This is a genomic window from Dyella sp. (assembly GCF_035277725.1).
Classification (GTDB): Bacteria; Pseudomonadota; Gammaproteobacteria; order Xanthomonadales; family Rhodanobacteraceae; genus Dyella_B.
On record NZ_DATEJY010000056.1, the window covers coordinates 1 to 2,798 of the forward strand.

Annotated in this window: 2 protein-coding genes; both read left to right on the forward strand. The window is 61.5% G+C overall.

Annotated features, from left to right (window positions below):
* Nucleotides 1-2,444 (forward strand): AMP-binding protein (locus VJR68_RS04885; protein WP_324146443.1); only part of this gene is annotated, 2,444 nt, incomplete at its 5' end.
* A partial coding sequence (locus VJR68_RS04890) for a hypothetical protein (protein ID WP_324146444.1) occupies nt 2,441-2,798 on the forward strand: 358 nt, incomplete at its 3' end. The genes VJR68_RS04885 and VJR68_RS04890, both read left to right, overlap by 4 nt.

The following is a 2,798-nucleotide window of genomic DNA, read 5'->3' on the forward strand; positions in this document are numbered from 1 at the left end:
CGGTGTGGGAACTCCTGTTGTCACTGCTGTCCGGTGCGCGCCTGGTGATGGCGCAGCCTGGGGGGCATATGGATCCGCATTATCTGGCGGAGGTCATCGAGCGCGAAGGCATCACCACCACGCACTTCGTGCCATCGATGCTGCAGGTATTCCTCGATCACGCTCCGGTCGAGCGTTGCCAAAGCCTGCGTCGCGTGCTGTGCAGTGGCGAAGCGTTGCCTTACGCCTTGCAGACCCGCTTCTTCAGCAAGCTGCCTGCGGTAGAGCTGCATAACCTCTATGGTCCGACCGAAGCGGCGATCGACGTCACCTCCTGGATCTGCCGCAATGATGTGCATGAAGGCATCGTGCCGATCGGCCATCCGATCGCCAATACGCAGATCTATATTCTCGATGAGCATCGCCAGCCGGTACCGGTCGGCGTGGCCGGGGAGCTGTACCTGGGCGGCGCCGGCGTGGCGCGCGGCTATCTCCATCGCCCGGAGCTGACCGCCGAGCGCTTTATCGATGATCCCTTTGCGACGCGGCCCGGCGCCCAGTTGTACAAGACCGGCGATCTGGGTCGCTGGCTGCCGGATGGCGCGATCGAATACCTGGGCCGCAACGATTTCCAGGTGAAGATCCGTGGCTTCCGCATCGAACTCAACGAGATCGAGGCGCGCCTGCTCGAACATCCGGCCGTACGCGAGGCCGTCGTGCTTGCCCGCGAAGACGAGCCAGCCCAGAAGCAACTGGTGAGCTATGTGACGCTCAATCCGGAGAACACACTGCAACGCCATGCCGATAAGGAAGCGCACCACGTCGATGACTGGCAGGGCGTCTACCAGACCCTGTACAGCGAGGCATCCGGTGTCGGGCTGGGCGAGAATTTCGTCGGCTGGGATAGCAGCTACACCGGTCAGCCCATCCCCATCGAAGAGATGCACGAGTGGCGGCGGGCGGTGGTTGCGCGCATACAGGCGCTTCGTCCGCGGCGCATCCTCGAGATCGGCGTGGGGAGCGGCTTGCTGCTCGCAGCCCTGGCCCCAGACAGCGAGGCGTATTGGGCCACCGACTTCTCCGCGGCCACCATTCATGCATTACGCCTGCAGCTCGATCAGCAGCTGGCCGGCAAGGTTCAGCTGCGTACCCAGGCCGCGCACGATTTCCGCGAACTGCCGCCGGGGTATTTCGACACGATCGTGATCAATTCGGTCGCCCAGTATTTTCCCAATGTGGGGTATCTGGTTGATGTAATACGCCAGGCCATGGATTTGCTCGCTCCGGGCGGGGCGCTGTTGCTGGGCGACATCCGCAATTTGCGACTGCTGCGCAGTTTCATCAGTGCGGTGCAATTGCAGCAGGCATTCCAGGGGCTGGATGCCTCCGGCATGCGCCAGCGCATTGCGCAGAAGCTGCTTACGGAAAAAGAGCTGCTGGTGGCTCCGGAATTTTTTGCCGCCTTGCCCGAGCACATTCCTGCCATCGCAGGGGTCGATATTCAGCTCAAGCGCGGAGACGTTCTCAACGAGCTGACGCGTTATCGCTATGAAGTGGTTTTACATAAGCAGCCGGCAAAAATCCTCTCTGCCGCTTCGATGCCGGCTTGGTCCTGGCCAGATATGGCCGGCATCGAAACGCTTGCCCAGCATCTGGGTCAGCATCGTCCCGCGCAATTGCGGGTCACGGATATACCGCATGCGCGCGTCCTCAACGAGGTCGCGGCCGCGGACGCACTGCATGCGGGCGAAGCGCTCGATGTGGTGCGAGACCGGTTGAATCAGGTGCATGCCGGCATCGCACCGGAAGCGCTGCACGCCCTGGGCCACTCCTTGGGCTATCGCGTGGCCACAACCTGGTCGCCTCGTTCGAACGCCCATCTGGATGCGCTGTTCATCGAGGTCGGGCAGGTGGACGAAGACACGGTGCTGACCGATCTGTATCTACCGGGCGACGCGGCCCAGGATCTGGCCATTTATGCCAACAATCCTGCCAACTCTGGACTGGTGGGCGATCTGCGCCAGCACGTTGCCGCAGCGCTGCCTGAGTACATGATTCCCTCGGCGATCCTGTTGCTCGAGGCGCTGCCTCTGACCCCCCATGGCAAGCTCGATCGAAAGAGCTTGCCGGCGCCGGATTTCACGGCCGCCGGTGAATACAAGGCGCCCTCCACCAAGGCGGAAATCAAGCTGACCAGGATCTGGGGCGACCTGCTCAAGCTCGATCCGGAAACCATCAGCGCCGACGCCAACCTGTTCCAGTCGGGCGGCCATTCCTTGCTGCTGGTCAAATTCGGCATCGCGATCAAGAGCTGTTTCGGTGTAGAGCTGTCGATCCGGGAAATCATGCAGCACCCGCAGTTGTCGCACCTGGCGGCATTGATCACCGAACTGAGCTTGAAGAATGCTTTGTCCATCGGCTCGGATTACGAAGTGAGCACGGACGAAATGGAGGTCACCCTATGATGCTGCTGACCTTCTTTGAGGAACTTCGTGGCAGAAACATCAGGCTGGACCTGGATGACAAGGGAAACATCCGCGTCATTGGTCCACGCGACAGGATGGATGCGGCCTTGCTGGCCGAGATGAAAGAGAAGAAAGCCGACATCGTCCAGTGGCTGCGAAGCAAGAAGCGCGTATCGCGTCCTGAGATCCAGGTCGCTCCCCAGCACTCCGACTATGCGCCGACGTCCTTTGCACAGCAGCGGTTGTGGTTTGTCGACCAGCTGGCCGGTAGCGTGCCTTACAACATGCCCGGTGCATGGCGCATCCGTGGCACATTCGACGAGCAGGTCGCCGAGCGTGCCCTGCATCGCATCA